The sequence below is a fragment of the Deltaproteobacteria bacterium genome (assembly GCA_021737785.1).
In the GTDB taxonomy this organism is placed as follows: Bacteria; Desulfobacterota; DSM-4660; order Desulfatiglandales; family Desulfatiglandaceae; genus AUK324.
Map to the genome: position 1 here is coordinate 1 of JAIPDI010000090.1, position 8262 is coordinate 8262.

General features: G+C 51.6%; 7 protein-coding genes. All 7 read left to right on the forward strand.

Going from position 1 to position 8262, the window contains the following annotated elements; translation table 11 throughout:
• Positions 1 to 67: 67 nt before the first annotated feature.
• The 7 genes from K9N21_23360 (at position 68) to K9N21_23390 (ending at position 7839) form a co-directional block, all read left to right on the forward strand.
• Complete coding sequence (locus tag K9N21_23360) at positions 68 to 499, forward strand: DUF169 domain-containing protein (protein ID MCF8146856.1); 432 nt, start codon at positions 68 to 70, stop codon at positions 497 to 499.
• A 49-nt stretch (positions 500 to 548) separates the two neighbouring features.
• Entirely contained in the window at positions 549 to 905 is a 357-nt protein-coding gene (locus K9N21_23365; protein ID MCF8146857.1) for a hypothetical protein, read from the forward strand.
• Positions 906 to 1677: 772 nt separating this feature from the next.
• Entirely contained in the window at positions 1678 to 1950 is a 273-nt protein-coding gene (locus K9N21_23370; protein MCF8146858.1) for a helix-turn-helix transcriptional regulator, read from the forward strand.
• Between the two features lie 402 nt (positions 1951 to 2352).
• Complete coding sequence (locus K9N21_23375; GenBank protein ID MCF8146859.1) at positions 2353 to 3309, forward strand: hypothetical protein; 957 nt, start codon at positions 2353 to 2355, stop codon at positions 3307 to 3309.
• 82 nt (positions 3310 to 3391) lie between these two features.
• Complete coding sequence (locus K9N21_23380; GenBank protein ID MCF8146860.1) at positions 3392 to 4834, forward strand: aryl-sulfate sulfotransferase; 1443 nt, start codon at positions 3392 to 3394, stop codon at positions 4832 to 4834.
• Positions 4835 to 4898: 64 nt separating this feature from the next.
• Positions 4899 to 5924, forward strand: coding sequence for a TRAP transporter substrate-binding protein (locus K9N21_23385; protein MCF8146861.1), 1026 nt, complete (start codon positions 4899 to 4901; stop codon positions 5922 to 5924).
• A 34-nt stretch (positions 5925 to 5958) separates the two neighbouring features.
• Complete coding sequence (locus tag K9N21_23390; protein MCF8146862.1) at positions 5959 to 7839, forward strand: TRAP transporter large permease subunit; 1881 nt, start codon at positions 5959 to 5961, stop codon at positions 7837 to 7839.
• Positions 7840 to 8262: the final 423 nt, after the last annotated feature.

Below are 8262 nucleotides of genomic sequence, written 5' to 3' on the forward strand. Positions count from 1 at the left end.
ACCTTCGGGTCCGGCAGTCAGTGCCAGGAGAAGAAACTTCTCTCGTATTCGAGTTTAGACCTGTCTCATAAATCGTTTAATCTGGATTGATGGACCCCATATACTGAGATGCGCCTGCAGAAGGGGCGGGGCCGTTTGCTTCATCACCCATCTCATTCATATGCTCTGCTATGACTACAAGAAACCGGTCGCATCCGCATTTGAAGGGTTTGGAGAATCCTGCGTCAAGGGCGGCCTTCTCCCCTTTCTGACCGGCCGCCCGCAGGTCGTTATTCCGGGCATGGGCGACAGGGCGTTTGCCGGCATTGGGGACCATGAGATCGGGATCGGCATCCCGGCCGGCATGCTGGCCGAGACCATGCCCTATCTCTTTAAGACCGGAGGGAAGATGAATATGGGGGTTCCGGTCAAGAGCTTCCTGCCCATGGGATTGACCGAAGGCATCACGCCGGGGTTTCAATACTTGAAAGACAGGCTGGATCGTGACAAAACCGGCTGACAGGAGATCTCCGGGGCGATGCTGTTTTCAAGAATAGGGGACGGCGGGGATGGGAAAAAGGAAAGACAACATAAAGTCAAAAGCGCACTGGATCTGTCTGCTGGTTTTCTTACTCTTTTGTTCCTGCTCGTCGGATCACTCTGATTATGAAGTGCGTTTTGAAAACAAGACCTTGCGAATGGATTACCTGCATACGGGGAGTAAAGACGAGTCCTTAGTTGAGTTTCTGTCCTTGAGCGCAGAACCTTTTTGGGGTGGATCCAAATGGAATCTGATTGATGATCCCTTAAAAGGTGAATTCGTGATCCAAGTATTCGATATTGCGGACGATGAACTCATTTATAAAGCTGCGTCCATAAGAAATAACCTGACAGACATAAAAGGGTCTACGCTTGACTCATATTAAGCGCTGCTGTAAAGAAGAATTATGTTCAGACCGCTGAGAATGGAATATCCGGATGCTTGGTAGCATGTAATGAACAGGGGGAGACGGGGAGTCTGTCTTCAGAAAGAATGAGGATTATCTCCACTTTATTGTCACTGCGGAGACACAATTTGGAGGAGATCGGCAGGGAATTCAATATTTCCCGATTCAGTTGGGGTCAGCAGTGTTGTAGAGGGGATGAGGGGGACGATGTCCGGGGATCGCCAATTGAGAAACCGTGTCGAGCGAACCGCGTTGAAGAAATCATTACCCAACAATAGAACATCGGCTCCTCATAAGAATTTGTGGGTAGCAAATGATCAAATCAGAAACCCGGACAACTTCCCATTGAAGGCGAGTTCACGTTCTTTCTCCTTATGGGTAGGGCTCATCTTTTGCCAAAAGACTATAACTTATTGAAACCATGTTACTTTAATCGTTCCCCTCAAAAATAAGCAGAAACAAGAGCGTTTGTGGAGGTAGACTTCTTGTTTCTTCAGCTAAGAAGCCTGCTTTACATGAATCGCTCTATTATTAAGAGGTATACAAATGGTTAGAGGTGTAAAAATATAGTCGTTATATCGAATAGTTATGCCATCATAAAACAAATATTAACCCACAAATTCTTATGGGGAGCCAAAAAATTCTCTCCCGACATGCTGAAAAGTTGGTCATTGAATTGGATCAAAGTAAGCGCTTTCAGGACAAAGTCAGAAAAGTAATAACAAAACACCTGGACTCATGGAATTTTAGCATGGAGACAATCTCCAAAGAACTGCATCTGAGCAGCCGGACAGTGTATCGAAAATTGAGAGAAGAAAACGTCTCCTATAAGACCCTATTGAATGAAACCAGAAAGCAGTTGGCTCAGGCCTATCTTGAAGAGACAAAATTTTCGATCAACGAAATTTCTTATCTCTTGGGATTTTCCGAGACCAGCGCCTTCCATCGAGCTTTTAAACGGTGGTTCGGGGTAAACCCCAGCCAATACAGACGAAGCGCCGTGTTGTCCCAAACAGCTGCTTAAAAAGGGACTATACAGACATATATGAGTAAATTTTATGTGGCTATCGAATTTTCATTGGAGCGGAGGAATCCACCGCAAAAAACGCCAGTTATTCAGTTGAGTCGGAACTTGCTAAATTTTGAAAGATGTCCCGGTGCCCATTATTACTTCTCTTGAATACTATATGCGAAACAAAATGCTTAACCATGGCATTAAAACGGACTGGCTGGATACCGCGGTTTTTAGACGTATCTCGAAATAACCAGCGTGGCGGTCTACTGAGACAACTCCGGTTAACCCCGCCCGCCGCTTATGCCTCTGATTGGTCGCTAACAAGGATGGATTCATAGTTCGAAAGAGGTCATAGATGTCTGACGAACCCAAAATTGATCACCAATCCGGTGCGGACAAGGATTGGTCGCCATGTTCTTAGGGATGTCGCCCGAGGAGCGATTGCTGGCAAACGATAACGCTTCTCGTACGATTTTGGAGTTGAGAGATGCCTACAGGCAGCAGAAAGCCAACGAGCGCAAGCCTGAAAAAATGACCCACCAAATCTACAGCGCTACGGGGTGCGCCAGATGCCATATCACCAAACGGTTCATGAAGGAAAACGGCATGGACTACGAGGAATACGACATCGAGGCCGACGGTAAAGACGCTTTTGCAAAATTCTACCGGGTCCATCGGGCGGAGATTTATCGTGACAAGGATGGTGTTGAGTTTCCCGTTTACACCGATGGCAGCGTCATTCGCCAGGGGGTGAGCGTGGTGATCGGTCATCTCGTGGCAGGAAATGGCCTTGACGGGTTCATCGGTCGCAGTACCCTTCATGGCGAATGGATTGACGGATTCAACATTTCGGGCGGGGACCCTTCACGGGCCGGGGATCTCTTGAAGGTAATGGCCTATTTAAAGCAAAACAATCTGAAGATCCTGCTGACCACCGATGGCCGCAACCCCGAGGTGCTCAAGGCGGTTCATGATGAAAATCTGGGGGATCGGATTGTCATGGAAGTGAAAGGCCCGGCCGAGCTGTATGAAGCGCTGGCAGGGGAATCCATTGACCCGAATGCATTGGAAACGTCCATCAGGCTTGCGGCACGGTTCCCGGACTATCAGTTTTACAGTATTGTAGCCCCGATGATTCCAAAAGATGACACCGTCCGTTACCTGACCCCGGAAGAAATCGGCGAGACCGCCAAAACCATTGAGAAGGCGACCGGATCAAAGAAACATCCCTATGAACTGAGGCCCTTTGATCCAGACAGTGCGGTTGACGACAGGTTAAAGAGCGCTGAACCGCTTCCGGCGAATGCTTTCTTTAAATACCGGACTTCGGCCAGACAATATATGGTGATGACGCAAATTGCAAAATAGGTTTGGACAAAGGGGGCCGTATTCCGACATCTGCACCCTTTGGTCGTTTACCCCTAAATGTTGAAAATAAGGAGATAAATCAATGGGTATTCCAACAATCTACCCCACCGGAACCACCCTTTTTGACCCGGGCAAATGCTGGAGCGGTTACACACTCTTCATCGCCCGGGAGACCGGATGCGCTCTGGTGGATATGAACGGAAATGTGGTTCACCTCTGGAAAGGGCTCCACGGATTTCCCACAAAGCTGCTCCCGGGCGGTCAGGTGATGGGCAGCCTCGGCGTGCGCAGCCCAAAATACGGCTTCATGGACTATATGGACGTGGTGCAGGTAGACTGGGACGGCAACGTGGTCTGGAAGTTCGACCAGTATGAATACATTGAAGATCCGGGACAGGAAGGCATGTGGATGGCCCGGCAGCACCATGATTACCAGAGGGAAGGGAGTCCTGTGGGCTATTACGCACCGGGATTAACCCCGTTGGTGGAGGGGGGCAATACCCTGATTCTGGGCCATAAAGATGTGAGAGATCCCCGAATCAGCGACAAACCGCTCCTGGATGACGTGATTTACGAGGTGAACTGGGAGGGAGATATCATCTGGGAATGGGTGTGCAGTGAACATTTTGATGAAATGGACTTCAGCGAGGCGGCCCGCAATGCCCTGTGCCGCAACCCCACCATGGTGGTGGGCAAAGGGGAGGTGGGGGACTGGATGCACATGAACAGCATCTCCACTCTCGGGCCCAACCGCTGGTATGATCAAGGCGATGAACGTTTTCATCCGGACAACATCATCTGGGACGGACGTCAGAGCAATATCATCGCCGTTACGGATAAGGAAAGCGGCAGGATTGTCTGGCAGGTCGGGCCGGATTATGATGGAAACCAGGCCGTTCGGGAACTGGGATGGATTATCGGCCAGCACCATGCACACATGATTCCCAGAGGTCTGCCCGGAGAAGGGAATATCCTGGTGTTTGATAACGGCGGTTTTTCTGGATACGGTTCACCCAACCCCGGGGCGCCCACTGGACACAACAATGCCCTCAGGGATTATTCACGCATTATCGAATTTAATCCGATTACCCTCAAGGTGATCTGGCAGTACAGCTACGAAGAAGCCGGCTTCTTGCCCAAAATGAACAACAGTGATTTCTATTCCCCGCTCATCAGTTCGGTCCAGCGGCTCGCCAATGGCAATACACTGATTACCGAAGGCTCTTCAGGACGTATCTTTGAGGTGACCGAGGCATTTGAAATCGTCTGGGAATATGTCAGCCCCTACTACGGCATAAACAAGAATGCGAACTTCGTATACCGGGCCTATCGGGTCCCCTATGATTGGGTTCCGCAATTGGAGAGGCCGGATGAAAAGGAGATCCCCAAACTGGACAGAAGCCGGTTCCGGGTTCCGGGCAGTGTCTGGAAACCTGAGGAGGGGGTGGTGGAAGTGGAGGGCACCCTCCCCTATCCCGGGCCGCAGCTGTGCGTGTCCAAGGTGGATGAACCTAAAGATGGGTAAGCTCTTCAAACACCGTGTTTGAGGGCAGTCATACGTAAACCTTTAGAACGGGGGAAACCAGAAAATGAAAAAGAAGCAATGGATGGTGGCGATGGGATTATTCTTGAGCGTTTTTATGCTGGCAGGTTCAGCCAGTGCGCTGAATTTGCGGTTTAACGTCATGTACAGCCCCAAACATCCCCTGTGCAAGGAGGTGTTTGACCCCTGGGCCAATGAGGTGAAAAAGGTGACAGAAGGGCGCGTCAAGGTGACCATGTTTTACTCAAATGCCCTGTTCAAGCCCAAGGATGCACTGGACGCCGTCTCTTCCAGGGTGGGGGACATCGGTATTGTACTCCCTGTTTATGCCCGGAGCCGGTTGATCCTGAACTCGGTGATGGATCAGCCCATGGTGGCGGGCGAAAAGGCGCTTCAAAACAGTGAGGCCCTCTGGGAAATGTATCAGTCAACCCCTGAGTTGCAGAATGAGCTCAAAAGCGTAAAGGTGTTGTGGAGTTATATGAACCCGGCATTTCAGCTTCATTTCACCAAAAAGGAGGTGAAGAACCTGCAGGAGCTTCAGAATGTGATCATCAGTGCAGGCGGCGCCACCCAGACCCAAATTCTGAGACTCCTGGGCGCCTCCCCTGAAGCCATGCCCATGGTGGAGGTCTTCCTGGCCATGCAAAAAGGTGTTGTGGAAGGGTGCTTTCTCCCCTATGCCCCGCTTCGCACGCAAAAAATTGCGGATCTGACCCGTTTTCATACCAACGCCAATTTGATGGCCGCCTCCTTTTTCATCTCGGTAAACAAAGACGCCTGGGACAAAATATCAGATCAGGACAAGAAGGCCATTGAGGCCATCAGCGGTCTTGCGGCAGCCAAGAAATCGGGTCAGGTATTTGATGCGGCCCAGAAAGGAGATGTGGCCTGGATGGCCAAGAAAGGGGACAAGTTCTTCTCTCTGTCTCCGGACCAGAAAAAGCTGTGGGCGGAAAAAATAGCACCGGTCCGTAACCAATGGATCGAGGAGGCCAAGGCCAAGGGATATGCCGATCCTCAGAAGCTGCTCGATAAGGCATTGGCCGTCATGGCTGAAAAGAGCCGATAAGCACCAATAGGTCAAACTGGGCAGGGAGGAAAGCATGTCGTTCACGGAGCGTATAGAAGGATTTGAAAAACGCGTTGAACCCATAGCCCGCTATCTGAACGCTGCTGGCGCCTGCACCTCCCTGCTCATGGTGATCCTGGTGACGGCTCACGTCATCAGCCGGGCCATGTTCAACCAACCGCTGATGGGGACGGTGGAACTGGAAGAGCTGATGATTGTCATCGTGGTGTATTGCGGAATTGCCTACACCCAGATCACCCAGAACCACATTTCAGTGGATTTCATAACCGCACGTTTGCCCAAAGGAGCACAAGAGATCCTTGCGGTGGCCACATCCCTGGTGCAGGGTCTGTTTTTTATCATCCTCAGCTGGCAGAGTCTGGCTCAATCCATTATCCGGATGAATGACGGCACCGCCACCTTTGACCTGCGGATTCCGCTGCACTGGATCATGTGGATAGTCTGTCTGGGCTTCTTTCTCTTTGCCATCAGCACGATGACCGAATTTCTGAAAAAAGCGGCCCATGCCTTTAGAAACCATCATGTCCCAGGAACCACCACGGCCATTGTGCTTGCCTGTCTACTGGTGATCCTTCCCTTCGCAGGGTTGGAAATGGAACTGGAAGTGGGCCAATATCTCGGTATGGTGGCGCTTCTGATCTTTCTCTTCTCAGGCATGCTGATCGGGGCGGCTCTGGGATTTTTGGGGTTTTTCGGCATGGCCCTTTTGTTTGGCGCCGATTCGGGATTAGGCCTTCTCCGAACGGTTCCTTACTCCATGACCGCTTCCTATTCCCTCTGTGTGATTCCCTTTTTTATCCTCATGGGGGAACTCTGCTTTGAGGCGGGACTCAGTGAGAAACTCTATCGGGCGGCCTACAAATGGGTGGGCCGTTTCAAAGGGGGGCTCTCCATGGCCACGGTGCTGGCCTGCGGTGCGTTTTCTGCGGTCAGCGGATCATCCCTGGCCACGGCCGCTACCATGGGGGCGGTGTCGCTGCCTGAAATGAAGCGTTACAAATACGCCGATACCCTGGCCACCGGCTCCATTGCCGCAGGCGGTACCATCGGAATTCTCATTCCCCCCAGCGTGATATTGATCATATACGGCGTGCTCACCGAGATTTCCATCGCAGAACTCTTTTTTGCCGGCATCCTTCCGGGGCTGTTGTCGCTCCTCTACTATGTGATCGCCATCATGCTCTGGACACGGGTCAATCCCGAAGTGGGACCCGCAGGCCCTAGGTTTTCCTTGGGGGAACGGATAAAATCCCTGGGAAATACCTGGGAGGTGTTATGTCTCTTTGCGCTGATTATGGGGGGTATTTACGGAGGTCTTTTCACTCCTACCGAGGCGGGCGCCATCGGGGCCACCGGTGCTTTGGTCTTCGGCCTCATTCGCCGACGCATCACCGGGAAGAACCTCTACCACGCGCTCTTGTCCACGGGCCGTACCACTTCCATGGTATTTCTGGTGGTAATTGGCACGGCCATCTATGGCTATTTTCTGACCTCTACACAACTCCCCATGGAGCTGGCCAATTACGCAACGAAACTCTCCGTTCCACCCGTTGCCATCATCGCCGCCATTGCGGCCATCTGTTTTGGTTTGGGATGTGTGATGGGAACCCTCCCCCTTGTTTTCATCACTGTCCCCATTTTTGCGCCGGTGGTGGAAAAGCTGGGCTTTGACCTCACCTGGTTTGGCATCATTGTGGTGGTGATTTCGGAAATCGGAATGATCACGCCACCCGTGGGCATCAATGTCTATATCATTAAAGGGATTGCCAGCGACGTTCCCCTTTCCACCATTTTCAGAGGCATATTCCCTTTTCTCCTGGCGGACATTGCCCGACTCATTACCCTGATTGCCTTTCCTGCGGTGTCTCTTTTTCTGCCGCAGCTGTTGCGATAGCAGCGAAAAGGATTTCCCCGGCTTTCTCGGGACGTTCCCTTCCCTCTCCCTGCCAAAATGATTGACCGGCGACTCCCAGTCAGGATCCCCCATGGCCGTACCGATAATCCCCGTCCGGTCCGCCGGAATCGGCAGCAGTCCCCGTCCTGCCGACCTGGAACATGTTGAACGTCTGAGGAAAGGAGGGCCGGAAACCGGGCTTGTTGGCAAATTCGAGCTCACCTTGAGGAATCAGGGACGATCGTTCCGGATGCTACCGACTACCCCCACCAATGCCTCCTATCCGCCTTCTAGCAGCCTGTCGGACTTACTATGCGGCTCTGGCGCGAGTCTGACTCATTAGCTGCCGACCGAGAAATGGCCTAAAAAAATGACCTCGGGGCGACTTTTCTCTTGCATTTCCCTTTGGGTTTCGATATAATT

Bases quoted from the DNA above. Each gene is read 5' to 3' on its own strand.
- K9N21_23375 (MCF8146859.1), top strand. From the start codon at position 2,353: ATGTTCTTAGGGATGTCGCCCGAGGAGCGATTGCTGGCAAACGATAAC.
- K9N21_23365 (MCF8146857.1), top strand. From the start codon at position 549: ATGGGAAAAAGGAAAGACAACATAAAGTCAAAAGCGCACTGGATCTGT.
- K9N21_23380 (MCF8146860.1), top strand. From the start codon at position 3,392: ATGGGTATTCCAACAATCTACCCCACCGGAACCACCCTTTTTGACCCG.
- K9N21_23370 (MCF8146858.1), top strand. From the start codon at position 1,678: ATGGAGACAATCTCCAAAGAACTGCATCTGAGCAGCCGGACAGTGTAT.
- K9N21_23385 (MCF8146861.1), top strand. From the start codon at position 4,899: ATGAAAAAGAAGCAATGGATGGTGGCGATGGGATTATTCTTGAGCGTT.
- K9N21_23390 (MCF8146862.1), top strand. From the start codon at position 5,959: ATGTCGTTCACGGAGCGTATAGAAGGATTTGAAAAACGCGTTGAACCC.